We start from the raw sequence: 26,280 nt of genomic DNA, 5'->3' as shown, positions 1-26,280 counted from the left end.
GGGGTGGGCCCTGGCCCACCGTGAACTCGACACTCGCCGCAACCGCGAACCGCGCGACCCATGCCCCATCCGCGAAGCTTCAGCGCAGACAGGCCCCGCAGTGATAACGCGCGCACCAGGCTTCGGCGATGCGCTGGCCGGAGGCCGACATGGGCGCGCTGCAGGGCTGGAAGCGCAGACTCCCGCGGGTATCCAGGAATCGACCCGTCCGCGCGCGCCAGCGCAGTCGCACCCGCCACGAAGGCCAGCACAGCGCTTCGTCGGGCATCGGAGCCGCCGACAGGCCAAGGAGCAGTCGCTCCCAGACAAGGAAGTCGCTGTCGGGCAGCAGGCAGAGCTGCAGGATAGGCTGCCCTTCCCGATCCTCCAGGCGTAGGGCCTCGCGCGGACCCTCCGGATCGACTTCGCAAATCAGCTTCGCACGCGCTTGTGCCAGCAGGGGTGCGGGATCAAGGATCAGGCGCGCCTCGTCCTCTCGACGGAACAGGCACACCACGGGACCCAGGGCGATCAGGGTCGACGCCGACAGGCGACGCCCTGCGGAGGCGGCTACGAGCGCGCGCTCTTCGTTGGCCAGCGCAGTGTCGGCATCGAGTTCGAACACGGGTCAACGGTTCCCGGTGAGGGCAGCCGGCGCCACAGCGCACCCCTGCCGCCTGCCGCACCTCTGCGCCCACCCGAATTGGGCGACGCTTGACGGTTCGCAGCAAAAGGTGCGAAAGGCGCTTGAGGCATCACGCGCGAATGCGGAACGGGACATTGCGTCTCCGAAGCGGTCGATCGGAGCTGGCGGCGCCGGGGCGCTGGCTGGCCGGTGGGACGAAAAAGGGCTGGGCCGTGCTGATTCACAGCGCGGCGGCCTGCCGCTCGAGGTGCCGCGGGGCGTGACCCCGAAGGCTGGCTTCCCGGGCCCGTCCGATGCGGCGGCGACAGGGCCTGGTCACCCGGCGAGGATCACCGGATGAGAATCACTTGGTGAGGATCAACTTGTCGTTCTGGGTCAGGCGCAGGCGGTATTCGTGCTCGCCGTGCAGGATGACCAGCTCGCGACCTTCGCGCAGCAGGGTCCGGCTGTCGATGGTCGCCCGCGCGGCCCCTCGCGTGGCGGCTCCCTGCGTCGATGCTGACTCGACACGGTCGAAATCCAAGCAGGTGGCGATCTCGGAAACGGCTGGGTTCAAGCTCATCTCGGCTCTCCGCGTGGGCTGAAGGTTGCGTCGCGACAGATGATAATGCTTCGCATTTGCGAGTCAAGCGACCACCGCGTTCTGACCAGGCCAACGCGGCCAAACTGCCTGTACGGCGTCCCGGCCCACCGGGCCTGCGCCGCGCCTTCCGCGCCCCACGAGCTGGCACGCCACAGACGCCTGACGGATGCCGGGCACGCGGCCGCTTTCCGCAGCGCGCGCATGCCGCTACCATCACCAATACCTTCCATCGCGATAGAAAGATACATGCCTGCCCTGCCCTCGCTGTCCTTCGAATTCTTTCCGCCCAAGACCGACGAGCAGCGCCTGCAGCTCGACCGAACGGCAGAGAAGCTGAGGACGTATTCCCCCCGATTTGTCTCGGTCACCTTCGGCGCCGGCGGGTCGACCCTGTCCTACACCGCCGACACGGTGCGCCGTCTGCACGAGCAGCACGGACTGGACGCCGCCCCGCACCTGTCCTGCATGGGCGGCACCCGCGAAGAGATCCGCACGCTGCTGGTGCAGTACCGCGCCATCGGCTGCCGGCGCATCGTCGCGCTGCGCGGCGACCTGCCCTCCGGCATGGCCCGACCCGGCGACTTCCGCTACGCGAGCGAACTCGTGGAATTCATCCGCAAGGAAACCGGCGATCACTTCCATATCGAGGTGGCGGCCTATCCGGAAGTGCATCCGCAAGCCGAGGACGCACTCGCCGATCTCAAGCACTTCTGCACCAAAGTCAGGTCAGGCGCGAATTCGGCAATCACCCAGTACTTCTACAACGCCGACGCCTACTTCGCCTTCGTCGACGCGGTGCGACGCGAAGGCATCGACATACCGATCGTGCCGGGCATCATGCCGATCTCGAACTTCAGCCAGCTGAAGCGCTTTTCGGAGATGTGCGGCGCCGAGATTCCGCGCTGGATGTCCAAGCGCATGCAAGCCTACGGCGATGACGCTGCTGCCCTGCGCGAATTCGGAGCGGACGCCGTCGCCGCATTGTGCCGACGCCTGATCGAGGGCGGGGCTCCCGAACTGCACTTCTACTCGCTCAATCTGGCGAAACCGACCCTGGCCGTTCTGGAACGCCTCGGCTGAGCCTGTCGCCTCTTGAGCAGCCCCTGGCCTCCATCCGCAGCGGGCCCGGGTGTCGTCACCAGCGGGCGTCTTGCAACAGGCGTTCGGTCTGCGCGTCCGCAGGCCGAGCCACCAGCCCGCCACGCGGGCCGAGACTGACGCGGTAGCGGGCGCCATCGATCAGGGGCAGATACACACCGCTTCCAAAATCCGCATCGACGAATCCGAGGTACTGCGGGAACTGCCGGCGCAGCGTCCACAGATCGGGGAACGCCTGCGCCCCCAGCGCATGCACGCTGCGCGGCGCCTCGCGCTCCTGTTCGGCCTCCGAATAGCGCGAGGAAAGACGCTCCAGACGGTACAGCGAGGGCGCACCGGCAAGCAGGGCCGGCAGCCTCCATCGCAGAACGCGCGCGTCGAGCTGCCATTGGTCGCCTGTCAGTTCGAAGCGATGCTGGGTCCCGTCCGGCAATCCAAGGTCGACCGCGAAACGCTGGGGTTCGACCTGCCGGACCGCCAACGTCGCCACGTCTGTCTCTTGCAGCAGGCGCGCGTACCCGAAAATCGCCAGCCCCAACAACGCGAGGATCAAGGCAAAAAACGCCAGCGCCAGGGCGAGCCCGAGGCGAAGCAGGCGTCCGCCAAGACCCGCTGGGCGACGACTACGCCAGAACAGCGCGACCGAAAACAGCAGCGGCAGTGCGGCAGCCACGATCAAACAGGTCGCAGGCGAAACATCGAGCATGCCCAGCCTCCGAGGAAAGCCCCAGTCTGCCAGCTTGGTCCCGAGCCGACACTGCGAGGCGTTGACGACCGCACCCGCATCACGGCCCCGGCCGGAGCGCCCTGCACTTTTAGGTGCGCCGGGGGCAGACAGGCTGCTCGCCCTCCGCGCGCAGCTGGAGCGCTCAGGTGCGCTGTCGCACGGCCTCGAACAGGCTGATCCCGGCGGCGACGGACACGTTGAGACTCTCCATACCGGAGGACATCGGGATCTTCGCAAGGTAATCGCAGTGCTCGCGGGTCAGGCGCCGCAGGCCCTCGCCCTCGCCGCCCATGGCAATCGCCATCGGACCCTTGAGATCGATGCTGTAGAGGCTCGCCTCGGCCTCACCTGCCAGGCCGACGATCCAGATGCCGGCGTCCTGCAAGTCCTTCATGCAGCGCGCGAGGTTGGTCACGCGCACCAGGGGCACGCGCTCCGCGCCGCCGGCGGCAACCTTGCGCGCGGTCGGTGTCAGCGTGGCGGCGCGGTCCTTGGGCACGATGACGGCAGTCGCTCCGGCAGCCGCAGCGGAGCGCAGGCAGGCGCCGAGGTTGTGCGGGTCCTGCACGCCGTCGAGGATCAGCAGCAGCGGTTTCTCCGCTGCCGTGATCAAGCCCTCCAGATCGCGCTCGTCACAGATGCGGGTGGACTGCACGCGGGCAATCACGCCCTGATGACGCACGCCCGCGGCCTGGCGCTCGATCTGGTCGAGCGGCACGAAGCGCAGGGCGATGCCGGCGGACTTGGCCGCGCTGCCGATCTCGGCCAGACGCGGGTTCTTGGCCTTGCCGTCGATCAGCACTTCGGCAAGGTCCTGCCCTGCCTCCAGCGCGGCGGCGACGGCGTTGATGCCGGCGATCCAGTCACTCATCGGCTGACTCCCACCTTCTTCGACTTCTTGCCGCCCTCGACCAGACGGAAGTCGATCTTGCGATCCTCGATCGAGGCACGCAGCACCAGCACCCGCACCTTGTCGCCGAGCTGGTGCACGCGGCCCTGGCGCTCGCCGCGCAGCAGGCGCTGCGCCGGATCGAAGTGGTAGTAGTCGTTGGGCAGCTGGGTGACATGCACCAGACCGGTGATCTTCGACTCATCCAGCTCGACGAACAGGCCGAAGCTGGTGACGCCGGCGATGGTGCCGTCGAACTCGGCGCCGACGTGGCGCTCCATGAAGGCACAGCGGTAGCGCTCATCGACCTCGCGCTCGGCCTCTTCGGCACGACGGCTGCGCTCGCTGCACTGCAGGCTGAGCGCGGCCATGTCGTGCGCGGCGTACAGGTAGCTGGTGGCGCGGCCGCCGATCAGGGCGTGTTTGATCGCGCGGTGCACCAGCAGGTCCGGATAGCGACGGATCGGGCTGGTGAAGTGGGCGTAGGCCTCCAGCGCCAGGCCGAAATGGCCGATGTTCTCGGGCTGGTACACGGCCAGCGCCTGCGAGCGCAGCAGCACGGTCTCCAGCAGCTCGCAGTCGTCGCGCTTGCGGATCTTGCGCAGCAGCGCAGTGTAGTCGGCCGGGGTCACCTTCGACCATTCCGGCAGCTTCAAGCCGAAGCCCTTCAGGAACTCCAGCAGCTCGCCGTACTTGGATTCCGGCGGGCGGTCGTGCACGCGGTACGGCGCCGGGATCTTCTTCTTCAGGAGGTACAGCGCAGCCTGCACATTGGCCGCGATCATGCACTCCTCGATCAGCTTGTGGGCATCGTTGCGAGGCTGCGGTGCAGCCTGGATGACCTCGCCGGCCGGGCCGAGTCGGAAGTCCACTTCGGTGCTCTCGAACTCGATCGCACCGCGGCGCTGCCGCTGCGCGGCCAGCACGTGATACAGCGCGTACAGGTTCTCGACGTGCGGTAGCACGCCGCCCAACTGGGCGCGCGCGCCTTCGTCCTGCTCACCGACCGCCGCCCAGACCTGGGTGTAGGTCAGGCGCGCATGCGAACGCATCACGGCCTCGTAGAAACTCGACTTGGTCACCTCGCCATCGGCGTTGATGCGCATGTCGCAGACGAAGCACATGCGATCCACTTTCGGGTTCAGTGAGCAGATGCCGTTGGACAGCGTCTCCGGCAACATCGGCACCACGTAGCCCGGAAAGTAGACCGAGGTCGCGCGCTTCTGGGCCTCGTCATCGAGTGGCGTGCCCGGGCGCACGTAGTGCGAGACGTCGGCAATGGCGACGATCAGGCGGTAGCCGCTGCGGGTCGTCTCGCAGTACACGGCGTCATCGAAGTCGCGAGCGGTTTCACCGTCGATGGTGACCAGCGGCAGGTCACGCAGATCGACGCGTTCGCCGATCTCATGGGCACCGACCTCAAGGCTGACGCCCGCCGCCTGCTCCAAGACGTCCTGCGGCCAGACATTGGGAATGTCATGGCTGTGGATCGCCATCTCCACCGCCAGCGAGGCCGTGAGCGCCTCACCCAAGGTCGTGAGGATGCGGCCGATGGGAAGCCGATGGGAGGACGGCGGCTGGGTGATTTCGCAGACCACGATCTGACCGCTGCGGGCTTCACCGCGGGCATTCGGCGGAATCAGGATTTCCTGATGGATACGTCGATCATCGGGGACGACGCTGGCGATGCCGTCGGCTTCCTGGAAGCGGCCCACCACGCGCTGGGTGCGACGCTCCAGGACTTCGACGATGGCGCCTTCCGGGCGACCGCGGCGATCAAGGCCGGTGATGCTGACCAGCACGCGATCGCCATGCAGCACTTGGCGCATCTGCGTCGGCGGCAGGAACACATCATCACCACCGGCATCGCGACGAAGGAAACCGAAGCCATCGGCATTGGCCAGCACCACGCCGGCGATCAGGTCGAGCTTCTTGGCGGGCGCGTAGCCACCGCGACGGTTCACCAGCAGCTGGCCGTCGCGGAGCATCGCGCGCAGACGATTGCCCAGGGCATCGAAGCGCTCGGGTGCGGTCAACTGCAGGTCGGCCGCGAGGTCCTCGGCGGTGACCGGCTCACCCTTGGCCTCGAGGTGCTGGAGGATGGCCTCGCGGCTGGCGATCGGGTTCTCGTACTTGCTCGCCTCCCGCTCGGCATAGGGGTCGGCGACGGTCGGCTTGGGCAGGCGACCGCGCGGGCGCGGCAGGACATCGTCCGGCGAGGCCGTGCGCGAAGGCGGCGGCGGCAGCGGCGCCGGGGGAAAATCAGGCAGCCAGGGCGCCGGCTTGGACGACTTGCCGCGCGGCTTGGAAGAGGAAGCGGACGCGCCGCTGGAAGGCTTGGTGCCGGTGCCGCGACGCGGACCGGGTTTGCTTGGGCGTTTACTCATCCGCGCATGGTACACCCCGCCTCAAATTTTCCTCGCCCACCCCGTTGACAGTCGCAAATGCGATCCGTAAAGTGCGCGGCTCTTCGGTGCTGCAACGCAAGGCGCAGATCGCAGACCACCTGCCCAGGTGGCGGAATTGGTAGACGCACTAGTTTCAGGTACTAGCGGGGCAACCCGTGGAGGTTCGAGTCCTCTCCTGGGCACCAGATCGAAAGCACAAGGCCCGCTCGCAAGAGCGGGCCTTGTGCTTTTCAGACGATTGGAATCGACACGGCGGAAGCCTCTTAGACCTGCGCTCAGTTTCGCCGCAGTGATTGCGACAGCGAGAACCGGCTTGGCAGCTCGGAAACCCAGACCTCGCCCTGCGCCTCATCCGAGGCCTCGCGCAAACTTCTCCAGCGGAGAAGTTTGCGCGGCGAGAACCTCAGGCTCCGGCGCTCTGCAAATCCCGAATCCCGAATCCCGCTGCCTCCGCCGCGCGGGCGGAGGCAGCCGATGGCTCAGTGCTGCACGCCGCCTTCGCCGTGGACGTGACCGTGATCGATCTCCTCCGCGCTGGCTTCGCGCACTTCGACGATCTCGATGTCGAAGCTGAGCTGCTTGCCGGCCATCGGGTGGTTGAGGTCGATATCGACCACGCTCATGCCGACCTTCTTGATAGTGATCGGGCGCGGGCCCTGCTGGGTCTGCATCACCACCGTCTGGCCCACGGCCAGCGGCATGTTCTTGAAGTGCTTCTTCGGCACGCGCTGGCTCAGTTCGGGGCGGTAGGGGCCGTAACCTTCCTCCGGGCTCACTTCGGCCTGCACCTTGTCGCCGGCCTCGCGGCCCTCGAGCGCCTTCTCGACGCCGGGGATCAGGCCACCCTTGCCGAACAGCACGGCCAGCGGCTCGCCGACGCTGCGCGAGCTCTCGACTTCGCGGCCGCCTTCAGACACGGTGTAATGGAAACGGACGACGCGGTTTTCTTCGACTTTCATGCTGGGGTCTTCGCTGGTGAACGGATTGGACGAAACGCGCAAGGATAGCCGCCGCCCGAGCCCGCGTCACGGCGCGCCGCGGCTGCTGCTCGGGCTGGGCCTGCTGGCGCTGGCGGCCTGCGGCTCCGCGCCCAAGCGCCCGCAGGAGCCGTCAAACCCGCCGCCGCGGGCCGAGCACGGTCGCGCAGGCGTCATTGGCCATGCCGCCCAGGACGTGCTGTTCCTCGCCATCTCCCTGGTCGGCACGCCCTACCGTTTCGGCGGCAACACGCCCGAAGGCGGCTTCGACTGCAGCGGCCTGATCGGCTACGTGTTCCGCGAGGCTGCCGCACTCGCGCTGCCCCGCACCACTCGCGAGCTGAAGGACATGCGCGGCCGCGAGGTGCGGCGAACCGACCTCGCTTCAGGCGACCTCGTCTTCTTCGGCGCGCGCGGCCGGGTCAACCATGCCGGCATCTATGTGGGCGAGGGCCGCTTTGTGCACGCCCCCAGCAGCGGCGGCACGGTGCGGCTGGACGCGCTGGACGGCCACTACTGGCGCGATCACTACCTGGGCGCCAAGCGCATTCTGTGAACGCCAGCGGTCGCATCGCGCCCGGTTCACACGAATTGAAGTGACCGCGGCCGGCCGGTGCTGTAGTCTCCGCCCTGCCCCGAGGTGCCGTGCGCTCTCCCCAGGGCCTCAAGTTCTCCGTCTGGCCCTGCGCCATGCGGACGAACCGCCGGGTCCAGCCGCCGCCCTTTCCCATCCTCGGAGCTGTCCTCGACGCGGTGTTCGCGTCGACGGTCGCAGGCGAATCCTCGCCAGTCGATGTATCCCTTGAGCGCGGTTGCAGGGAGCGCTCGGGACCCCTGATGGAACTCCCAATGTCTTTTGAAACCCTCGGGCTTTCGAGCCCGCTGCTGCGCGCTTTGGCCGACCTCGGCTACACGCAGCCCACCGAAATCCAACAGCAGGCCATCCCGCTGGTGCTGGAAGGCCGCGACGTGCTGGCCGGCGCCCAGACCGGTACCGGCAAGACCGCAGCATTCGCGCTGCCGCTGCTGCAGCGCCTCGCCGGCGGCCAGCCGGCGCAGGGCAAGCGCCCGCGCGCGCTCGTGCTGACCCCGACCCGCGAACTCGCAGCCCAGGTGCAGGAGAGCATCCGCGACTACGGCAAGCAGCTGCGCATCCGCTCGACCACGGTCTTCGGCGGCGTCGGCATGAGCCCGCAGATTGACGCCCTGCGCCGCGGCGTCGACATTCTCGTGGCCACGCCCGGCCGCCTGATCGACCATATGGGCCAGGGCACCATCGATCTGTCGCACATCGAGGTGCTGGTGCTGGACGAGGCCGACCGCATGCTCGACATGGGCTTCCTGCCGGCGATCAAGCGCATCGTCGCGCGCGTACCGCACACCCGTCAGACCCTGCTGTTCTCGGCCACCTTTGCCGACCCCATTCGCGAGCTGGCCCAGCAGTTCCTGAAGAACCCGGCCGAAGTCCAGGTCACCCCGCGCAACAGCACGGTGGCGATGATCGAGCACGTGGTGTACCCGGTCGATACCGCCAAGAAGCGCGACCTGCTGCTGCATGTGTTGAGCCAGGACAGCCGCCGGCAGACACTGGTGTTCAGCCGCACCAAGCACGGTGCTGATCGACTGGTCCGCCAGCTCGAAGCCGCCGGCCTGCGCGCCGCTGCCATCCATGGCAACAAGAGCCAGGGCGCGCGCACCAAGGCATTGGGCGACTTCAAGTCGGGCCGCATCAGCACGCTCGTGGCCACCGACATCGCCGCTCGCGGCATCGATATCGACCAGCTGCCTGCCGTCATCAACTTCGACCTGCCGATGGTGGCCGAGGACTACGTGCACCGCATTGGCCGCACCGGCCGCAACGGCAGCACCGGCCACGCGATCTCGCTGGTCTGCCACGAGGAAGTCGGCCAGCTGCGCGACATCCACAAGTTGATTGGCCGCGAGATTCCGCAGGAGGTCATCCCCGGCTTCGAGCCGACGCAGCCCCTGCAGGTGAACCGCCCGGCCCCGCGTCCGAATGGCGCACCCAAACCGCAGGCGCGCCGCGGCGGCGGCGGACGTCGCGGCGGCGGTGGCGGTCGTCCGGGCGGTCAAGGCACGGGCGGCGGCAACGCCACCCCGAAGCCCCAGGGGCAGCACGCCAACCCGCCGCGTCGCGCCCAGGGCGGCGAGCGCAGCCGCTGAGCACGACCAAGCCTGCGCGGATCCCGCGCCGGCCTCGCTGAAGCACCGACAGGCCCGCCATGCGCGGGCCTGTCACGTTGTGGGCCTGCCGCATCTCCCGCACCACGAGCCGAGCGGTTCAGCGCAGGGAAACATGCGGGCAGGCCAGTCACGCTACGCTCGGCAAATGCGCAAAGCCGTGGGCTTGATGCTCGCGAGGCCCGGTCCGCGAATCCCGAATCCCGAATCCCGAATCCCGAATCCCGAATCCCGAATCCCGAATCCCGAATCCCGAATCCCGAATCCCGAATCCCGAATCCCGGCTCCCCAATGCCCCGCTTCCTGCTCGCCCTGCTACCGAACTTTCTGCGCCGTCACCTGCAGCGCCTGCGCTTTCCGCAGCTGGCGCTGGTGACCGGCCTGCTGTTTCTGGTGACCCTGTTCGTGCCCGACCCCCTGCCCTTCGTCGATGAGCTGCTGCTGTTCGCCGGCGGCCTGCTGCTGGCCAGCTGGCGGCAGCGACGACAGCCAGAGCCGCCGTCCGACGATGCCGCCGGTGGGCGCCCGCCGATCGAGGGCGAATCGCGCCGCGTCGACCGCCCCTGAGCCGCGCCGCCGCCATGCTGCTGATCGACAGCCACTGCCATCTCGATGCGCCCGAATTCGACGCCGATCGCGACGCGGTGCTGGCGCAGGCGCGCGCGGCCGGCGTGGTGGCGCAGGTGCTGCCGGCGGTCACCGCCGCCAGCTGGCCGGGCCTGCGCGCGCTCTGCGCGCGCGAGCCTGATCTGTTCCCCGCCTACGGCCTGCATCCCATGTTCCTGGCCGAACATCGGCGCGAGCATCTAGACGCACTGCAGGACTGGGTTCGGCGCGAGCGGCCGGTGGCCGTGGGCGAGTTCGGCCTCGATTTGTACGTCGAAGCACTGGATCCGGCCGAGCAGCAGCACTACTTCGAGGCCCAACTGGCGATCGCGTCCGACGCCGGCCTGCCGGTGATCCTGCACGCACGACGGGCGGTCGAAGCGACCTTGATTGCGCTGAAGCGCCATCGCGGCCGCCTGCGTGGCGTGGTGCACAGCTATGCCGGCAGCGCCGAGCAGGCGCGCCAGCTGTTCGATCTGGGCTTCCTGCTGGGCATCGGCGGCCCGGTGACCTACCCGCGCGCGCAGCGCCTGCGGGAGCTTGTTTCGACCATGCCGATCGAGTTCCTGCTGCTCGAATCCGACGCGCCCGACCAGCCGCTGATGGCCTACCGCGGTCAGCGCAACCTGCCTTCGCGCGTAGCCGAAGTCGCGGCCTGCATCGCCGAACTTCGCGGCGATGCAGTTGAGGATGTCGCCGAACAGTGCAGCGAGAACGCGCGTCGTCTGTTCGCGCTTCCCCGTTAGGACAACACGGATCAAGTCGCTCCTGGCCTTGATCCGTGGTCGTGAGTCCGGCACAGGTCCGGACCCGTTTGCGCTGGAGCACGCACTTGCGTGCTCCATCCGCGGGCGCTTCCTCCACGTCGCGCGACGACGCTGAGTTGTTTCGCGTTGCCCTGCAGCGGAATTTCGACACAGGCCCGCAGCGGGATCCGTCATCGCGAACGCAGCGCAGAAGCCAACCGGAGGCCGATTGCAGCCGGCAACGGACAATTCGATCAGCGCCTCAGAAAGTGATTGACAGCGATGTCAGTTTGGGCAAAGTTAGCGTCCACGGCGCATCAAGACGCCCGAACGTTCGCCCCATGCGAGCGCGGATCAAGCGGCGGGAGGGACATCGTGAATTCACTTGAATCAGCCGGCTGCCCTGTGCAGTCCGCGGCGCGGGTTTCTGCGGCCAGGCGAACGCCTTCACGAGCGGGAACGCTGCGCTTCGCCGTGTTGGCGACGGGACTCGCACTGGCGGCTCCGTGCCTTGCCTCGGCCGCCACAGACCTGTCGGCGGAAACAAATCCAGCGGTCTGGCCTGAGACGCGGTCGGGCGCGAAGCGCGAGGAAGCCATCGAGACCCGCGTCCGCCAGCTGCTCACGCAGATGAGCCTGGAAGAGAAGGTCGGCCAGATCATCCAGGCTGACATCGCCAGCATCCAGCCCGAGGACCTGCAGCGCTACCCACTCGGCTCCATACTTGCCGGCGGCAACTCCGCTCCGGGCGGAAAAGCCTACGCCACCGCCCAGGAATGGCTTGCTCTGGCGGACGCCTTTCATGCGGCCAACGCCAGTCGACGCGGCACGGTCATCCCCCTGTTGTTCGGCATTGACGCCGTGCATGGCCACAACAACGTGATCGGGGCAACTCTGTTCCCGCACAACATCGGCCTTGGCGCCGCGCGCGACCCGGAGCTGGTCCAGCGTATCGCCGAGATCACCGCGCGCGAACTGCGCGTCACCGGCGCCGAATGGACCTTCGCCCCGACCCTGACCGTACCCCGCGATGACCGTTGGGGCCGCGCCTACGAGGGCTTCTCGGAAGATCCTGCGGTGGTCGCCAGCTACGCTGCCGCGGTCGTGCATGGCCTGCAGGGAGAACCCGGCACGCCGGGCTTCCTCGGCGAGGACAAAGTGCTGTCATCCGCCAAGCACTTCGTGGGCGATGGCGGCACGACGGACGGCCGCGACCAGGGCGACACCCGCGTCAGCGAGGCCGAGCTCCGCGATGTGCATGCGGCGGGCTATCCGCCGGCAATCGCAGCAGGCGTACAGAGTGTCATGGCCAGCTTCTCGAGCTGGAACGGCATCAAGCTGCACGGACACCGCGGCCTGCTCACCGATGTGCTGCGGGGACGCATGGGTTTCGACGGCTTCGTCGTTGGCGACTGGAACGGGCACGGTCAGATTCCCGGCTGCACGCCGACCGACTGTCCCGCTTCGATCGAAGCCGGCGTCGACATGTTCATGGCCCCGGACAGCTGGCGCCAGCTGTTTGACAACACGCTCAAGGCCGCGCGCACCAAGCGGCTGAGCCCGGAACGACTGGACGAGGCGGTCTCGAGAATCCTGCGCGTCAAGCTTGCTGCAGGGCTGATGGACGCGCCCCCGCCCTCGAAGCGTGCATTGGGGGGCCGCTTCGAGCTGATCGGTGCCGATGGCCATCGCCTCGTCGCCCGCGAAGCCGTGCGGCGCTCACTCGTGCTTTTGAAGAACGAAGGGCAACTGCTGCCCTTGAATCCGCGCGCACGCATCGGTGTCGCGGGCGACGGTGCGGACAGCGTGGCCAAGCAAAGCGGTGGCTGGACGCTGACCTGGCAGGGCACGGGCACCCAGCCCTCGGATTTCCCTGGCGCGACGTCGATCTGGCAGGGCCTTCGCACTCAGATCGAAGCGGCTGGCGGCTCGGCCGAACTGGCGGTCGATGGACGTTTCGAGACCCGACCCGACATCGCGGTCGTGGTGTTCGGCGAGGACCCCTACGCCGAGTTCCAGGGCGATATCGACACCCTGGTGTATCGACCCGACGACGAGCGCGACCTGCAGCTGCTGCGTCGGCTGCGCGGCGACAACATCCCGGTGGTTGCGGTGTTTCTGTCCGGTCGGCCACTCTGGGTCAACCGCGAGCTCAATGCCGCCAACGCCTTCGTGGCGGCGTGGCTGCCGGGCAGCGAGGGCGGTGGCGTCGCCGATGTCCTGTTACGTGCCGCTGATGGGTCCATCCAGCACGATTTCCACGGACGGCTGCCTTTTTCGTGGCCGGCGCGGCCCGACCAGTACCAGCTCAACGTCGGCGACGACGGCTATGCCCCTCTGTTCGCCTTCGGCCACGGCCTGCGCTACGGCGAACCCGGTGAAGTACCGCCCCTGCCTGAACAGATCGACCTTCCTGCAGCTCCGCGAGCGGGACAGTGGTTCGCGCGTGGCAGCCTGGCACCGGGTGCCCACTTCGAGCTGGTCGATGCCGACGGCGTGCAGAGAATTGAAGGCAACGGGCCCGCGCACAGCCCCGCTGGCCAGCTGGGCATCCGCGCCGTCGATTACCAAGCCCAGGAAGACGCCCGCCGCCTGCAGTGGTCGGGGCCTGCCGAACTGAAGCTCAGCCTCGCCGAGGCCATCGACATCGAGCGCGAAACCAATGGCGATGTGCGTCTGGTGGTGCGTCTTCGGGTCGATGCACTCGGAGAGGGAAGCATACGGCTCGGCATGGGTTGCGGCGATGACTGCGGTGCGGCGCTGGAGGTCGGCTCCGCGCTGGGCGCGCGTCTGGGCGCGTGGCAGCGGCTTGCCCTGCCCCTCAAATGCCTGCGCAGCGCAGGACTCGCCACACAGCGGGTCGATACGGTGCTGCGGCTGTCCGCAGATCGCGGCACCGACCTGCGCATCGCCAGTGTCGAACTGGGCACCGATGCGGATGCCGTCGTGGAATGTTCTTCTCCCCGATGAATTCGGGCGAGCGTATCGAGGCCTGAAGTAGCAGCACAGCATCGATCCAGCCGATCGATGCGATGAGGACGCCCGCCGCGACGCGACGGGAGAGCTTGGGAAAACAGCAACGGGCGTACGGGCGTAGACAGCCGCAGGCGCCGGGAGGGGTTCGACAATGCGCAGCACCAACCACCTGGGCCGGCCGACGCCGCGCCGTCATCGACTCGCCGTCGCCACCGCCGTGGCCCTGACCGCGGTGGTCCTGTCAGCGCCTGCAGTCGCGCAGGAATCCTCCGCTGAAGAGCGGGCCAAGCAGCTGGACACGGTCACCGTGACCGTGGATCGACGCGAACAGGACCTGCAGAAGTACGGGGGCACGGCGCAGGCCTACACCGGCGAAGAACTGAAATCGCTGGGCATCAACAACGAACTGCGCAACGTGCAGGTCGCGATTCCCGGTCTCAGCATCGCCAACCAGGAAGGCAACGTGGAGATCTTCATCCGCGGCGTCGGTTCCTCGAACAACACCGAGCTGGGCGATCCTGGCGCTGCTCCCCACATCAACGGTGCCTACATCGCGCGTCCGCGCGGCCTCGGCGCGATGTTCTTCGACGTCGAGCGCGTCGAAGTCAACAAGGGTCCGCAGGGCACGGTGCGCGGCCGCAATGCGCTGGGCGGCACCCTGAACATCGTCACGGTCAAGCCTCAACTCGGCGAGACGGGCGGCTATGTGCTTGGCGAGTTCGGCAGCCGCGACCACGTCGGCGGCGAGTTCGGCTTGAACCTGCCGATCGGTCGCACCGCCGCAATGCGCATCTCCGGCTACCACGTCGAGAAGGAGACCTCGTACAAGAACGTTGGCGACCCTTCCCTGAAGCCGGCGGGCTTCCAGAACGAGGACGCGGCACGCCTCTCCTTTCTCTGGGAGCCGAACGAGGCCCTGCGCGTGTTCCTGATGGCCGATTACGGCCAGGAAGGCGGCACCGGATACCCCGGCGCCAACATCTATGGCGCCGCCCTCGAAGGGTTCGCGCCGGATGACATCGATCTTCGCGAAGTCGTCTACTACGGCATCCAGGGCAAGCTCGACTCGACCAACAAGGGCGTCATGGCGAGCGTCGGCTATGACTTCGGCGGCCTGCGGGTGGAATACAACACATCCTTCCGCGATGTCGACTACACGCAGACCAATGCCAACAGCGCGGGTGTCACCTGGCCGGGCCGCAACCTCGAGCCGCGCCCGCCAGGCAGCGGGGACGCCACCCGTCCGGACTACGACCTGTTCTCGACGAACTACTGGGAAACGCTGTCGGAGTCCCAGACCCACGAGCTGCTGGTGTTCTCCCCCGACTCGGCGCGGTTCCGCTGGACGGCGGGCGGCTTCTACTTCAACGAAGACCAGAAAGTGGGCCTGTTCTCGCTGGCCGACAAGGGCGTGTTCTACTCCGGCACCGAATTCACCATGCCGGACGTCAATGGCAAGTCCTGGGCGGTGTTCGGAGACGGAACCTTCGATGTCAGCGACACCTTCCGGCTGAAGGGCGGCCTGCGCTATACCGATGAATCGAAGTACCGGTATGGCATCGGCGGCAACTGGACGATCGGCCTCGGCGCCGAGGATGGCTGCTGCTTCTCGGTGCGTCTCGGCACACCGGGCTTCCTGCCGGCGCTGACACGGCGTCCCAACTTCGATGTCCGCGGCATCACCACGAACGCCGACCGCGCGCGCTTCCTGCTGCAGGGCATCCTGGCGGCGGGCCGCAACGACACGATCTTCCAGCAGATCGGGCCGATCGCGGACGGCACCAATCCCAACGGCGGCTGTGTCGACCGCCAAGACACCGGCGGCGACAACCTCAGCTGCACACCTGCCGGCTCGCACCCGTGGATCTCGCTGGGCATTCCCGCGCAGCAGGAGGGCAGCAGCGAGTTCAATTTCAACGACTGGCGCATCGGGTTCGAGAAAGATCTCTCGGACGATCACCTGCTGTACGGAACTGTCAGTACCGGCCACAAGTCCGGCGGCTTCAACGACAGCTTCGATATCAACGTGATTCCGGAAACCTACAAGCCGGAGAAGATCACCGCCTTCGAACTGGGCTCCAAGCAGAGTTTCGACTTCCTGGGTCGCCGCTCCACCTTCAACCTCGCCGGCTTCTACTACGACTACCGCGATCAGGTCTTCCAGGATCTGACCGCCATTGCCTTCAACCCGGAGACCGGTGAAGCGACCGGCTTCGCGTTGGCCAACCGCAACGTCGGCAAGTCCGAGATCATGGGCCTCGAAGCCGAAAGCATGCTGAGCCTTTCGCAAGACTGGACGCTCAGCCTGAACGCCCTTCTGCTCGACACTGAGATCAAAAGCGGCGTGGTGGCCGATGTGCGCAGCATTGACTACGGCCTCGGTGGCGTGACCTCGGAGATCGATCTCGCGGGCAACGAGCTCCCTCTGTCCTCCAAGCTGACGCTCAACGCGCGCCTGCAGCACGTTTTCGACCTCGGCAACGGCGTGTTCGACTGGCAGATCCTGGCCAGCTATCGCTCGGCCTACTATCTCACCCAGTTCAACAATCGCGATGTGGTCTTCGTCTCCGACACGGCCGGGACGGTCGACCGCGTGGAGAGCGCTGCTGCCGCCGGATTCCCCGATCGCCAGAGCGCCTACACCACCATCAACGCCGGTGCCGGCTACAGCCCGACGAACAGCAATTGGCGCTTCGAGATCTGGGGCTCCAACCTGCTCGGGGATGATGTCTCGCAGAAGGCCCTGGTGGGTTCGCAGCTGAACATCCGCTTCCTGAATGATCCGCGCACCTACGGACTGCGCGTGCGATACCAATTCTAAAACCAGCGGACGCGTCGCACGCTGCACGGCCCGCGACGCACAGCCACCTTCGGGATCGAGTCGCATCGGTTCAACCGCTTCATCGGCGCGCGGCGCTTCTCCCGCCGCGCGCCGGTTGTGGCAGGCCGCCCCCTCGCGGCGCAGCACTCTGGCCAAACGGCGCGCAGTTCTCCCCGTCTCCGCGCCGTCCTTTTCTGATCCACACCCAAGGTCCGCCACACGCGCCAAGGAGATGCCGTGTCCGCACTCTCGACTCTCGACCTCGCCGTCGTCGCGATTTACGCCGTCGGCCTGATTGCGCTCGCCACCTGGATCTCGCGCGAGCCGCGCGGACACGAGCGCAATGCCAACGATTATTTTCTCGCCGGTCGCGCCCTGCCTTGGTGGGCAGTGGGCGCCTCGCTGATCGCGGCCAACATCTCGGCTGAACAGATCATCGGCATGTCCGGCTCGGGCTTCGCGATGGGCCTGGCTATCGCGAGCTATGAATGGATGGCTGCGATCACCCTGATCCTGGTCGGCAAATTCATCTTGCCAGTGCTGCTGCGCTCGGGCATCTACACCATGCCGCAGTACTTGGAGCAGCGCTACGACCGCAGCGTGAAAACCGTGATGGCGGTGTTCTGGCTCGGCGTCTACGTGTTCGTGAACCTCACTTCCGTGCTGTGGTTGGGTGCGCTGGCGATCCATGCGTTGAGCGGCCTCGACATGACGCTCGGCCTGATCGCCCTGGCCGTATTCGCGCTGGCCTACTCGCTCTACGGCGGCCTGCGCGCCGTCGCGATGACCGACATCATCCAGGTGGCCTTGCTGGTGCTCGGTGGCCTGCTGGTCGCGTGGATCGCGCTCGACAAGGTGTCCGGGGGCGCAGGCGCCTGGGCCGGCCTTTCCACGATGTACGCGCGCATGCCCGAGCGCTTCGACATGATCCTCTCGCCCGACAACCCGCAGTGGTCGAACCTGCCGGGCCTCAGCGTGCTGCTCGGCGGCATGTGGGTGATGAATCTGTCCTACTGGGGCTTCAACCAGTACATCATCCAGCGCGCGCTGGCAGCGGGCAGTCTGCAAGAGGCCCAAAAGGGCATCTTGTTCGCGGCCTTTCTCAAGCTGCTGATGCCGCTGATCATCGTGATTCCGGGGATGGCGGCGGTACTCCTCAGTCCCGATCTGGCAAAGCCCGACCAGGCCTATCCCGAAATGATGAAGCTCGCCCCCTCCGGCATCCGCGGGCTGATCTTCGCTGCCCTGATCGCCGCCATCGTGTCGTCCGTGGGCTCGATGATGAACTCGGTGGCGACCCTGTTCACGATGGATCTGCTGCGGCAGTTCCGCCCCCGAACCAGCGAGCATGGCCTGGTGCGGAGCGGCCGCATCGCCGGTGCCGTATCCCTGCTGGTAGCGGTAGTGTGCGCACGCCCCCTGCTGGGAGGCTTCGAACAGGCCTTCCAGTACATCCAGGAATTCACCGGCTTCTTCACCCCGGGCATCTGCGCGATCTTCCTGCTCGGCGTGTTCGTGCGGCAGACGACGGCGCTCGGCGCACTTGCCGCCGCGCTGGGCTCCTTCGTGCTGTCGATGGCCGCACGCACCTGGCTGCCCGACCTGCCATTCATGGACCGGGTGGGCTACGTCTTCCTGGCCTGCTGCGCGCTGGCGCTGGGCATTTCAGCCCTGCAGGGCTGGAAGGTGCAGGTGAAGTCGCAAGCGCTGCCCGCGGGAGGTTTCGCCACCAGTGGCGCCTTCAACATGGGGGCCGCCGCGGTGACCGCCGTGCTGATCGCGATCTACGCGGGCCTTGGCTGAATTCCATCGATGCGAATCCAGCACAAGCCGCACTCACCGCAGGTGCCTGACGACACGCCGGGACTTGGGCGCCGGGCCGGAGCTGGCGCGCAGGCAAAGGCTGTAGGGAACCCTGCGCATCTCCGCCTGCCCGGGGTCACGCATGCACTTGAGCAGCTCGGCGGCGGCGGTCGCGCCCATCTCCCGCGCCGGCTGATGAACGGTGCTGAGTGCAGGAAAGATCTGGCGCGCGATGGGGATATCGTCGAATCCGCAGACCGAGAGCTCTCCGGGCACCGACAGGCCACGCTCCAGCGCGACGCGCACCACGCCCGCCGCCATGTCGTCGTTGGCGGCGAAGATCGCGGTCGGCGCGTCTTCGAGGTCGAGCAGGATGCGCGCTGCCTGCATGCCCGAATCAAACGAGAACTCGCCCTGCACCAGCAGTTCCGGGTCGAAAGCGATCCCGGCGCCAAGCAGCGCATCACGATAGCCATCCACACGCCAGCGCGAGGCACCGTGTGCCACATGCCCGCAGACATGTGCGATGCGGCGGTGCCCCAGCTCGATCAGATGCGCGGTGATGTCGCGCGCCGCCTGGCGTTCATCGAAAGTGACGCCACACCCTTCGGGACGCTTGGGCGAAATGCAGGCGAACGGTACACCCCGCTCGCGCAGATGCGCCAGAAGTGCGTCGTCGTCGGTCAGCGGAGGGGTCAGCACCAGTCCACCCGGTCGCGACTGCGCGAGCATGGAATCGACCTCGCGCAGCAGATCGGCACGATCGAAGCGCAGCGGACACAGCAGCGTCTGGTAATGCTGCGCTTGGCAGGTATCCAGCACGCCGCTGATGATCTCCATCAGGTAGCTGTCGGACGGGTTGTCGTACACCACGCCGATCAGATAGGAGCGGCTTGCCGCCAGGCTGCGCGCGGACGGATCCGGCCGGAAGTCGAGCTTCTCGATCGCCGTGCGCACGCGCTGCCGGGTCTGCTCACGCACATTCGGCTCGTTGTTGATGACCCGCGAGACCGTCTTGGGCGATACGCCCGCAGCCTCGGCAACGTCGTCGATGGTGACGCGACCCGTCATACCTTGCATTCCCCTTCTGGACCGCACCGGCCATCGGACGGCGCCGCGTGCCCGCAAGCATACCCGTGCAGCCTCAACAGCGCGCCGTCGAGGAACCCTTGCCCATGAGTCTTCTGCTCGAGAACCGACGCGACCCGCTGCTTTCCCTGCAGGCCCGCTGCCTCGCGGCCGACATCGGTGGAACCAACGCGCGCTTTGCGACCGCGGCGCTGGGCAACAACGACCGCATCCGACTCGGCGCCCAGCGCAACCTCAAGGTCGCCGATTACGAGGGTGTCGAATCCGCCCTGGAGAGCTATTTCCGGGAAAGCGGCGAGCCGGTGCCCGAGCGTGCCGTGCTGGCCGTTGCAGGGGCCGTGCTGGACGACCAGGTGATCCTGACCAACAGCCGCTGGAGCTTCTCGATCCGCGCGCTCAAGCAGCGCATCGGCTTCCGCGAACTGCAGGTGATCAACGACTTCGCGGCCGTCGCCTGGGCCGTCCCCGGCTTGGGCGAGGCCGATCTGCATCCGATCGGCAGCGCCCCGGGTGCGGCCTTCGATACCGCAGCCGTGCAAGTCGTGCTTGGCCCCGGCACAGGCCTCGGCGCTGCCGCCATCAGACGCGATGCCCGCGGGCTCGCGGTGCTGGAGACCGAGGGGGGTCACGCCAGCTTCGCGCCGCACGACGAGCGCGAGATCTTCATCCTCCGCTTCCTGCAGAAACGCTACGGGCGCGTGTCCTACGAGCGTCTGCTCTGCGGCGAGGGCCTGGTGAACCTGCATGACGCCTGCCTGCACATGGCGAGGGGGCGCGATCAGCGTCTGCCCGACTCTGAAGCCGTGGTGGCGGCTGCCCGTGCAGGCGACCCGGATGCGCGCAGCGCCATCGATCTGTTCTGCAGCATCCTCGGTCGCTTCGCCGGCGATGCGGTCCTGCTCTATGGCGGCTGGGCCGGGGTCTTCCTTGCCGGCGGCTTGCTTCCACACGTCCTTGACGCCCGCGGCGAAGCCCTGTTCCGCGCCGCCTTCATCGACAAGGGAAGGTTCTCTCCCCTGCTCTCGCGCACGCCCACCTTCCGTATCGTCGCCGCGGATATCGGCACGCTGGGTGCGGCGCGCGTGGGGCTAACGGGATGAGGCCCTCCACCGCCCTGGGTGCTCCCCAGCTCGGGGCCGTACTGGTTGCAAGCCTGCTCATGGCGTGCGCCGCAGAGGCCAAACCGCCTGCTGCAGACCCGCGTGGCATCCCCTACGCAGCGGAGGCTCCTGTGCTGGATGGCCGCGCCGACGAGTCGTCGTGGTCTGTCGCTGACTGGCATCCGTTGAGCCATGTGCTGGTCGGCACTCCTGTGAGTGACGAGGCCGATTTCAGCGGGCGCTATCGACTGCTCTGGCGCGAGGATGCGCTGTATCTGCTGGCCGAGATCCGCGATGACGTGCTCAGCGATGGCAGCGCCGATCCGCTGCTGGACTACTGGGCGGATGATGCGCTCGAAATCCTGATCGACGAGGATGCCAGCGGCGGCGGGCACAAGGCCAACCACAGCGCATTCGCGTACCACATCGCACTCGACGGAGAAGTCGTCGATATGGGCGAGGATGGCCAGCCCCTGAGGCTGATCGAGCACGTCGAATCAACGTGGCGACGTAGCCCTGCGGCACCACACAGCCTGCTCTGGGAGGCGCGTATCCGGATCTACCCTGACCCTGCCGCACTGACGCCGGCAGCGGACTGGCAGCCGCGGGCGCTGAAGGCCAGCGAGATCATGGGCTTCTCGCTGGCCTACTGCGACAGCGATGCGCCCGGCGAGCGCAGGCGACTGATTGCCGATGTTGAGGTCGAGGCGGTTGATGGCGACCGCAACCGGCTGTATCTCGACGCCGGCGTGTTCGGCCGCATCGCACTTCTGCCCTGAGCGCGCGCCCATGGCCCCATCGCCCGCGCCCGCACCGATTCCGAGCGATCGCCAGGCGCGATTGCACTGGCGCGAGCGCCTCGGCTACGGCGCCGGTGACCTCGGCTTCAATCTGTACTGGACCACGATCGCCTCGTTCCTGGCTGCCTTCTACACCGACGTATTCGGCCTCGGCGCTGCCGCTGCCGGCACCCTGCTGTTCGTGACCCGCTTGTTCGATGCGGTCACCGATCCGCTGATGGGTGCCGTCGCCGACCGCACGCGCACCCGCTGGGGACAGTTCCGCCCCTGGCTGCTGGTCGGTGCGCTGCCGCTGGCCGTGATGGGTGTCCTCACCTTCAGCACCCCCGACTTCGACGAAGGCGGCAAGCTGGTCTGGGCCTACGCGAGTTTCACCCTGCTGATGCTGGCCTACACCGTGCTCAGCACGCCCTACTCCGCGCTCAGCGGGGTGATGAGCTCGCGCAGCGAAGAGCGCACGACGCTGAACAGTCTGCGTTTCCTGTTCGCCTTCGGCGGCGGCGCCCTGGTTAACAAGTTCACCCTTCCGCTCGTCGACCTGCTCGGCGACGGCGATCCGCAGCGCGGCTGGCCGCTGACGATGGCCCTGTACGGCCTGATCGCCTGCGGACTGTTCGCTTTCACCTTCGCCAGCACGCGCCAGCGCATCGCGCCGCCGCCCGCGCAGACCAGTTCGCCGGCCACCGATCTGCGCGATCTGCTGCGCAATCGCCCATGGCTCATCCTGTTTGGCCTCGCCATGCTGATCATGCTGACGATCACCCTGCGCGCCGGCTCGGCCTACTACTACTTCACCTACTGGCTGCAGCGCCCGGATCTGCTGCCCGACTATCTGCTGGTGCAGATGCTGGCCTATGCCGCGGGTGCTGCGCTGGCACCGCTGCTGATCCAGCTGTTCGACAAGTCCCGACTGCTGGCGGTGCTGATGCTGATCGTGGCCGCACTGTCGACCTTATTCTGGTGCGTCGGCCCCGAGGACATCGCCCTGGTCTTCGCGCTGAACATTCTGATCAGCCTGGCGCTCGGGCCGAAGTCGCCGCTGACCTGGTCGATGTACGCCGACAGCGCCGACTTCGGCGAGTGGCGACACGGCCGCCGCGCCACCGCCATGACCTTCGCCGCTGCGACCTTCTCCCAGAAACTCGGGGGCTCGCTGGGTTCGGCGGCCCTGCTGTGGGTGCTGGCCGCCATCGGCTACGCCGCCAACCAGGCCCAGAGCGGCGCGTCGGCCACCGGTATCCAGCTCCTGCAGACCTTGGTACCCGGCGTCTTCGCCCTGCTCGCCGCTGCCCTCGCCTTCGCCTATCCGCTGAGCGGCACGCGGCTCAAGCAGATCCAGCAGGAACTGCAGGAGCGCGACGCCGCGGCTGCGCGCCCGTAAGTCCCGACACGCCCATGTCCGCCATCGACCTGATCCGCCACACTGACGAGGCCGTCGAGCTGCTTTGCCCAAAGCGCATGCCGCGTGCCAGCACCTTCCTGTGGAACCGCAGCCTGCTGCTGCAGTTGAACTGCCGCGGCTATGCGAGCGCCCTGCACCTGCAGCCCGAGCCCGGCAAGTACGCTCGCGCCCCCGTGCTGGAGGCCACCACCTTCCTGCAGCCCGAACAAGCGCTTTACGCGCACCACCCCGGCCGCTTCGTCTACGTCGTCGATGAAGACAGCGGCGCGCTGTTCTCGCTGCCCCATGAGCCGGTGCGCGCGGGGGCCGATCGCTTCGTGTTCCGCGCGCGTCCCGATGGCGTCGACTGGGAGGTCGTGCACGGCGATCTGAACTGCCAGTGGTCGGTCGGGCTACCGCCCGAAGAAGCGCTGGAGCTGTGGATGCTGCGGCTCGACAACTGCGGCTCGCAGCCCAGGCACCTGCGCGTATGCCTCTACTTTCCGCTCGGCTACATGAGCTGGATGAACCAGTCGGCGCGCTATTCGCCCGAACTGGGCGGCGTCGTCGCCCGCTGCATCAGCGGCTACCAGAAGCGCGAGGACTGGCCGCGGATCGCACGCCTCAAGGACCACACCGTGCTGCTGCACGACAGGCCGCCGGACAGCTGGGAATGCCGGCAAGCCGCGTTCGAGGGCGAGGGCGGCCTGCACGCGCCGGAGTCCTTGCTTTCCGACCGGCTCGCGGGCGGCGAAGCACAGTATGAGGTGCCGGCTGCGTGTCTGCAGTACCGCATCGCGCTGGCGGCCGGCGCCACGCAGAGCCTGCGCTTCGCCTTCGGCCCGGCCCATGACGAAGCCGAGATCCGCGCCTTGCGTCAGCGCTACCTCAACGACGATGGTTTCGAGCGTGCGCTCGCCGAACGCGCGGCCGCACTGGCGCCCGCCCGCGAAGCCCTGCGGCTGTCCACGCCCGATCCTGCACTCGATGCCTTCGTGCAGCCCTGGCTGTGCCGCCAAGCGCTCTACCTCGGCGAGGCCAACCGCTTCTGCACCGATCCGCAGACCCGCAACTATCTGCAGGACGCCATGGGCCTCAGCCTCCTGCAGCCCGCGCTCGCCCGTAGCCACTTCCTGCGGGTGCTGGAACAGCAGGAAGAAGACTTCGGCCTGCCCGACGGCGTGCTGCTGCACCCCGAAGCCGAGCTCAAGTACATCAACCAGATCCCGCATACCGACCATGCGCTGTGGCTGCCGATCTGTCTCGCGGTGTGGCTGCAGGAATCGGGTGACTACGCCTTCCTGCGGTGCGTGGTGCGCGACCGCCACGGCCGCGAGCGGGACGTTGCCCATCGCGTCGAGCAGGCCCTGCTCTGGCTGCTGCGGCGGCGCGACGGTCGCGGCTTGAGCCTGATCGGCAACGGCGACTGGTGCGACCCGATGAACATGGCGGGTCATCTGGGGCGTGGCGTTTCGGGTTGGCTGTCGATTGCTCTGGTGCATGGCTTGCGCGTATGGGCGCAGGTCTGCGATGAGGCTGCAGATCTGCTCGATGCCTCCCCTGCAGCGCTCCTGCGCAGCGAGGCCGACGGGCTGGCTACGGCCGTGCAGACCTGGCTGTGGGACGGCGACTGGTTCGCCCGCGGCATCACCGACCACGGCCGCCGCTTCGGCGTGCAAGCGGACGAGGAGGGGCGGATCTTCCTGAATCCGCAGGCCTGGGCCCTGCTGGCGGGGCTGCCGTCGATGGATCAGCGCAAGCGCCTGCTGCAAGCCGTCGACAGCCATCTGCAGACGCCTTCGGGACTCGCGCTGTGTGATCCGCCCTTCACCCGCCTGCACGAGGACATCGGCCGCGTCACCCAGAAATTTCCGGGCTCGGCCGAGAACGGCTCGGTCTACAGCCATGCCGTCGCCTTCCACATCAACGGGCTGTACGCGGTGGGCGAAGGCGATCGCGCCTACGCCCTGCTGCGGCAGCTGCTGCCCTGTGCGGACTCCGAAGCCGCGCTGGCCCGCGGCCAGCTGCCGAGCTTCATTCCCAACTACTACCGCGGCGCGCATCGGCTGCATCCGCACACCGCGGGCCGCAGCAGCCAGCTTCCGAACTCCGGCGCCGTCGCCTGGCTGCTGCGCGCCCTGCTGCAGGGCCTGTTCGGGCTGCACGGTGAGCGCGACGGTCTGCGCTTTGATCCGCAGCTGCCGAAGGCCTGGCAGCAGGCGCGGACCAGCCGACGCTTCCGCGGCAGCGTCCTCGACATCGAGTACCTGCGACACGCGGGCCCCCTGCTGCTCTGCGTCGATGGCGTTCCGCTGCCCGAGCCTCGCCTCGGCGGGCTGCAGCCTGGTCAGCGCTATCGCATCGAAGTTCGGGTGCCGATGCCATGACTGCGCCGCGACTGGTGGTCTGCATGGGCGTCAGCGGCTGTGGCAAAAGCACGCTGGCGCAGGCCCTGGCCACGCGACTGGGCTGGTCGATGCTGGAAGCCGACGATTTCCACAACGCGGCGAACCGGGCGCACATGGCGTCAGGGCAGCCCCTGACCGAAGCGATGCGCGAGCCCTGGTTGGCCTCGATCTGCAGCGCCCTGCGCGCGCGCAGCAACGACTGCGTGCTGGCCTGCAGCGCATTGCGCCGTGCGCATCGCACATGGCTGCGCGCGCTGGGCTGGAACACGCGCTTCCTGTTGCTGGAGATCAACCCCGAGAGCGCACGCGAGCGGCTGCAGCAACGCAGCGGCCACTTCATGCCGGCGAGCCTGGTCGACAGCCAGTTCGAGACGCTCGAATGGCCGCTCGGCGAGATCGATGTGAGCCGTCTGGACGCAAGGCTGCCGGTACGCGAGCTGGTGACCCTGGCGCTTATCGAGCTGGAGCGCTGCGACACCTGAACTCGGCCCTGGGTGAATTCGGCCCTGGCGGATTCGAGGCATCCCCTGCGCTGTGGGCCGCACCTCGCGATGGCCCCCATACCCGGGCTCGACGTATCCGGTAGCGGTGCGCGCCGCGCCACGCGGGCTTGGGTAGAGAAGTTCGCGGCTGCGGGCGCAGACAGCGCCCGCAGCCGCAGCACCTCAGAAGATGTAGCCGACGCCGGAGTCGTCGCGAATCAAGTACTGGCGGATGATCTCGAAGTTGTCGCCGTACTCGGTGCACTGCATCCAGCCCGGATACACGGGCATGCAGACAGTGGTGGTATCGGAGTTGCCGACATAGGCATGGGCAGTGGTCGGAGCCGCTCCGGCGAAGGCCACCAGAGCGACGAAAGCGGCGGAGAAAAGCGTGTTGCGGATCATTGCAGTACTCCTGAACGGATTAGAGGTCCAAGGTGTCGACGCGAGCAGTCCTTGCTGCGACGCCTCGACACACACCGCGTCCACATCACCGGAAGCGATGCCTTCCGCCACCCCCTGAAGAGAGCGGCAGACGGCAGTCGCCACGGGCTCACGG

The 26,280-nt window shown here is 67.5% G+C and carries 21 protein-coding genes and 1 tRNA gene; 14 read left to right on the top strand and 8 right to left on the bottom strand.

Features of this window, described 5'->3' with window-relative positions:
- Nucleotides 1-79 precede the first annotated feature (79 nt).
- Together BLP83_RS06795 and hemP are read right to left on the bottom strand one after the other, a co-directional pair.
- On the bottom strand, nucleotides 80-604 hold the full coding sequence (locus BLP83_RS06795) for a hypothetical protein (protein ID WP_091240461.1): 525 nt from the start codon (nucleotides 602-604) through the stop codon (nucleotides 80-82).
- A gap of 364 nt (nucleotides 605-968) precedes the next feature.
- Nucleotides 969-1,187, bottom strand: a complete 219-nt coding sequence (gene hemP / locus BLP83_RS06790; protein WP_091240459.1) for a hemin uptake protein HemP — start codon at nucleotides 1,185-1,187, stop codon at nucleotides 969-971.
- A gap of 276 nt (nucleotides 1,188-1,463) precedes the next feature.
- On the opposite strand from hemP, the gene metF reads away from it, so the two are divergent.
- Nucleotides 1,464-2,288 (top strand): methylenetetrahydrofolate reductase [NAD(P)H], encoded by an 825-nt coding sequence (gene metF, locus BLP83_RS06785; RefSeq protein WP_091240913.1) that lies wholly within the window; start codon nucleotides 1,464-1,466, stop codon nucleotides 2,286-2,288.
- 55 nt (nucleotides 2,289-2,343) lie between these two features.
- On the opposite strand, the gene BLP83_RS06780 is transcribed toward metF, so the two are convergent.
- The 3 genes from BLP83_RS06780 to rnr all read right to left on the bottom strand — a co-directional run bounded on the left by BLP83_RS06780 (nucleotide 2,344) and on the right by rnr (nucleotide 6,309).
- On the bottom strand, nucleotides 2,344-3,012 hold the full coding sequence (locus BLP83_RS06780; protein WP_091240457.1) for a hypothetical protein: 669 nt from the start codon (nucleotides 3,010-3,012) through the stop codon (nucleotides 2,344-2,346).
- 163 nt (nucleotides 3,013-3,175) lie between these two features.
- Nucleotides 3,176-3,904 (bottom strand): 23S rRNA (guanosine(2251)-2'-O)-methyltransferase RlmB, encoded by a 729-nt coding sequence (rlmB, locus tag BLP83_RS06775; RefSeq protein WP_091240455.1) that lies wholly within the window; start codon nucleotides 3,902-3,904, stop codon nucleotides 3,176-3,178.
- On the bottom strand, nucleotides 3,901-6,309 hold the full coding sequence (rnr, locus tag BLP83_RS06770) for a ribonuclease R (RefSeq protein WP_091240452.1): 2,409 nt from the start codon (nucleotides 6,307-6,309) through the stop codon (nucleotides 3,901-3,903). The genes rlmB and rnr overlap by 4 nt, the downstream gene beginning before the upstream one ends.
- A 121-nt stretch (nucleotides 6,310-6,430) precedes the next feature.
- Here rnr and BLP83_RS06765 point away from each other — a divergent pair.
- A tRNA-Leu gene (locus BLP83_RS06765) sits at nucleotides 6,431-6,515 on the top strand.
- A 294-nt stretch (nucleotides 6,516-6,809) separates the two neighbouring features.
- Here BLP83_RS06765 and BLP83_RS06760 read toward each other — a convergent pair.
- Nucleotides 6,810-7,289 carry an FKBP-type peptidyl-prolyl cis-trans isomerase gene (locus BLP83_RS06760; RefSeq protein ID WP_091240451.1) on the bottom strand — a complete coding sequence of 160 codons (480 nt, stop codon included), beginning with the start codon at nucleotides 7,287-7,289 and terminating at the stop codon, nucleotides 6,810-6,812.
- On the opposite strand from BLP83_RS06760, the gene BLP83_RS06755 reads away from it, so the two are divergent.
- The 7 genes from BLP83_RS06755 (at nucleotide 7,288) to BLP83_RS06725 (ending at nucleotide 18,461) form a co-directional block, all read left to right on the top strand.
- Entirely contained in the window at nucleotides 7,288-7,863 is a 576-nt protein-coding gene (locus BLP83_RS06755; RefSeq protein ID WP_091240448.1) for a C40 family peptidase, read from the top strand. The genes BLP83_RS06760 and BLP83_RS06755 overlap by 2 nt on opposite strands.
- A 293-nt stretch (nucleotides 7,864-8,156) precedes the next feature.
- Nucleotides 8,157-9,491, top strand: coding sequence for a DEAD/DEAH box helicase (locus BLP83_RS06750; protein ID WP_091240445.1), 1,335 nt, complete (start codon nucleotides 8,157-8,159; stop codon nucleotides 9,489-9,491).
- A 309-nt stretch (nucleotides 9,492-9,800) separates the two neighbouring features.
- The gene (locus BLP83_RS06745; protein ID WP_091240444.1) at nucleotides 9,801-10,076 is read left to right on the top strand and encodes a DUF6116 family protein; all 276 of its coding nucleotides are present in this window, start codon (nucleotides 9,801-9,803) and stop codon (nucleotides 10,074-10,076) included.
- A gap of 14 nt (nucleotides 10,077-10,090) precedes the next feature.
- Nucleotides 10,091-10,861, top strand: coding sequence for a TatD family hydrolase (locus BLP83_RS06740; protein ID WP_091240442.1), 771 nt, complete (start codon nucleotides 10,091-10,093; stop codon nucleotides 10,859-10,861).
- A 630-nt stretch (nucleotides 10,862-11,491) separates the two neighbouring features.
- Complete coding sequence (locus tag BLP83_RS06735; protein WP_091240910.1) at nucleotides 11,492-13,831, top strand: glycoside hydrolase family 3 protein; 2,340 nt, start codon at nucleotides 11,492-11,494, stop codon at nucleotides 13,829-13,831.
- A 157-nt stretch (nucleotides 13,832-13,988) separates the two neighbouring features.
- Complete coding sequence (locus BLP83_RS06730; protein WP_091240440.1) at nucleotides 13,989-16,658, top strand: TonB-dependent receptor; 2,670 nt, start codon at nucleotides 13,989-13,991, stop codon at nucleotides 16,656-16,658.
- 237 nt (nucleotides 16,659-16,895) lie between these two features.
- The gene (locus BLP83_RS06725) at nucleotides 16,896-18,461 is read left to right on the top strand and encodes a sodium/sugar symporter (protein ID WP_091240439.1); all 1,566 of its coding nucleotides are present in this window, start codon (nucleotides 16,896-16,898) and stop codon (nucleotides 18,459-18,461) included.
- 33 nt (nucleotides 18,462-18,494) lie between these two features.
- Here the strand turns inward: BLP83_RS06725 and BLP83_RS06720 are convergent, their stop codons facing one another.
- On the bottom strand, nucleotides 18,495-19,532 hold the full coding sequence (locus BLP83_RS06720) for a LacI family DNA-binding transcriptional regulator (RefSeq protein WP_091240436.1): 1,038 nt from the start codon (nucleotides 19,530-19,532) through the stop codon (nucleotides 18,495-18,497).
- A gap of 104 nt (nucleotides 19,533-19,636) precedes the next feature.
- Between BLP83_RS06720 and glk the strand changes: the two genes are divergently transcribed.
- From glk to BLP83_RS06695, 5 genes are read left to right on the top strand one after another with little or no spacing between them, the layout of a single operon-like run.
- Entirely contained in the window at nucleotides 19,637-20,650 is a 1,014-nt protein-coding gene (glk, locus tag BLP83_RS06715) for a glucokinase (RefSeq protein WP_091240434.1), read from the top strand.
- A 59-nt stretch (nucleotides 20,651-20,709) separates the two neighbouring features.
- Nucleotides 20,710-21,429: a sugar-binding protein gene (locus BLP83_RS06710; RefSeq protein WP_176764041.1), complete on the top strand. Its 720-nt coding sequence runs from the start codon at nucleotides 20,710-20,712 to the stop codon at nucleotides 21,427-21,429.
- A gap of 10 nt (nucleotides 21,430-21,439) precedes the next feature.
- Nucleotides 21,440-22,831 (top strand): MFS transporter, encoded by a 1,392-nt coding sequence (locus BLP83_RS06705; RefSeq protein WP_091240430.1) that lies wholly within the window; start codon nucleotides 21,440-21,442, stop codon nucleotides 22,829-22,831.
- Nucleotides 22,832-22,845: 14 nt separating this feature from the next.
- Nucleotides 22,846-25,218, top strand: a complete 2,373-nt coding sequence (locus BLP83_RS06700) for a GH36-type glycosyl hydrolase domain-containing protein (protein WP_091240427.1) — start codon at nucleotides 22,846-22,848, stop codon at nucleotides 25,216-25,218.
- Nucleotides 25,215-25,721 carry a gluconokinase gene (locus tag BLP83_RS06695; RefSeq protein ID WP_091240424.1) on the top strand — a complete coding sequence of 169 codons (507 nt, stop codon included), beginning with the start codon at nucleotides 25,215-25,217 and terminating at the stop codon, nucleotides 25,719-25,721. The genes BLP83_RS06700 and BLP83_RS06695 overlap by 4 nt, the downstream gene beginning before the upstream one ends.
- A gap of 183 nt (nucleotides 25,722-25,904) precedes the next feature.
- On the opposite strand, the gene BLP83_RS06690 is transcribed toward BLP83_RS06695, so the two are convergent.
- Nucleotides 25,905-26,126 carry a hypothetical protein gene (locus tag BLP83_RS06690; protein WP_091240421.1) on the bottom strand — a complete coding sequence of 74 codons (222 nt, stop codon included), beginning with the start codon at nucleotides 26,124-26,126 and terminating at the stop codon, nucleotides 25,905-25,907.
- Nucleotides 26,127-26,280 lie beyond the last annotated feature (154 nt).

This window comes from Aquimonas voraii (assembly GCF_900101825.1).
In the GTDB taxonomy this organism is placed as follows: Bacteria; Pseudomonadota; Gammaproteobacteria; order Xanthomonadales; family Xanthomonadaceae; genus Aquimonas; species Aquimonas voraii.
The sequence above is the reverse complement of the archived record's forward strand: the minus strand, read 5'-3'. Positions and strand labels throughout refer to the sequence as shown.

Bases quoted from the DNA above. Each gene is read 5' to 3' on its own strand.
- hemP (WP_091240459.1), bottom strand. From the start codon at position 1,187: ATGAGCTTGAACCCAGCCGTTTCCGAGATCGCCACCTGCTTGGATTTC.
- BLP83_RS06780 (WP_091240457.1), bottom strand. From the start codon at position 3,012: ATGCTCGATGTTTCGCCTGCGACCTGTTTGATCGTGGCTGCCGCACTG.
- rlmB (WP_091240455.1), bottom strand. From the start codon at position 3,904: ATGAGTGACTGGATCGCCGGCATCAACGCCGTCGCCGCCGCGCTGGAG.
- rnr (WP_091240452.1), bottom strand. From the start codon at position 6,309: ATGAGTAAACGCCCAAGCAAACCCGGTCCGCGTCGCGGCACCGGCACC.
- BLP83_RS06755 (WP_091240448.1), top strand. From the start codon at position 7,288: ATGCTGGGGTCTTCGCTGGTGAACGGATTGGACGAAACGCGCAAGGAT.
- BLP83_RS06760 (WP_091240451.1), bottom strand. From the start codon at position 7,289: ATGAAAGTCGAAGAAAACCGCGTCGTCCGTTTCCATTACACCGTGTCT.
- BLP83_RS06750 (WP_091240445.1), top strand. From the start codon at position 8,157: ATGTCTTTTGAAACCCTCGGGCTTTCGAGCCCGCTGCTGCGCGCTTTG.
- BLP83_RS06745 (WP_091240444.1), top strand. From the start codon at position 9,801: ATGCCCCGCTTCCTGCTCGCCCTGCTACCGAACTTTCTGCGCCGTCAC.
- BLP83_RS06740 (WP_091240442.1), top strand. From the start codon at position 10,091: ATGCTGCTGATCGACAGCCACTGCCATCTCGATGCGCCCGAATTCGAC.
- BLP83_RS06735 (WP_091240910.1), top strand. From the start codon at position 11,492: ATGAGCCTGGAAGAGAAGGTCGGCCAGATCATCCAGGCTGACATCGCC.
- BLP83_RS06730 (WP_091240440.1), top strand. From the start codon at position 13,989: ATGCGCAGCACCAACCACCTGGGCCGGCCGACGCCGCGCCGTCATCGA.
- BLP83_RS06720 (WP_091240436.1), bottom strand. From the start codon at position 19,532: ATGACGGGTCGCGTCACCATCGACGACGTTGCCGAGGCTGCGGGCGTA.
- glk (WP_091240434.1), top strand. From the start codon at position 19,637: ATGAGTCTTCTGCTCGAGAACCGACGCGACCCGCTGCTTTCCCTGCAG.
- BLP83_RS06710 (WP_176764041.1), top strand. From the start codon at position 20,710: ATGGCGTGCGCCGCAGAGGCCAAACCGCCTGCTGCAGACCCGCGTGGC.
- BLP83_RS06705 (WP_091240430.1), top strand. From the start codon at position 21,440: ATGGCCCCATCGCCCGCGCCCGCACCGATTCCGAGCGATCGCCAGGCG.
- BLP83_RS06700 (WP_091240427.1), top strand. From the start codon at position 22,846: ATGTCCGCCATCGACCTGATCCGCCACACTGACGAGGCCGTCGAGCTG.
- BLP83_RS06695 (WP_091240424.1), top strand. From the start codon at position 25,215: ATGACTGCGCCGCGACTGGTGGTCTGCATGGGCGTCAGCGGCTGTGGC.
- BLP83_RS06690 (WP_091240421.1), bottom strand. From the start codon at position 26,126: ATGATCCGCAACACGCTTTTCTCCGCCGCTTTCGTCGCTCTGGTGGCC.